The organism is Streptococcus pseudopneumoniae (assembly GCF_001072315.1).
Taxonomy (GTDB): Bacteria; Bacillota; Bacilli; order Lactobacillales; family Streptococcaceae; genus Streptococcus; species Streptococcus pseudopneumoniae_R.
Genome location: NZ_JVLI01000020.1, coordinates 1 through 265, shown reverse-complemented (window position 1 = coordinate 265; position 265 = coordinate 1). Strand labels below are relative to the sequence as shown.

The 265-nt window shown below is 37.7% G+C and carries 1 protein-coding gene; it reads right to left on the bottom strand.

Annotated elements, in window-relative coordinates; genetic code table 11:
- Positions 1-265 (bottom strand): G5 domain-containing protein (locus tag ADH54_RS00975; RefSeq protein ID WP_049523523.1); only part of this gene is annotated, 265 nt, incomplete at both ends.

Sequence of the window (265 nt, the reverse complement as noted above, 5' to 3'; positions counted from 1 at the left end):
AGTGTCTTCTTTAGTACCAACCAAGATTACTTTTTGGCGCATAGCTTTAGTTGTTTCAGTTTTTTCTACTGGATTTGATAACTCTCCTGTCTCCGGATTAACTTCATAAGTTTTAGTGACGGTTGTTTCCCCTTGCTCACCTGCATCTTCAACCTCTTCTTTTCCTTTTGGAAGTTCAGGGTTATCTTTTCTCAACTCAGTGATTTCTATAGGTGACACTATCTTTTCCACATTTCCAACTTTTACTACTTTGTCTTTAGCTGGA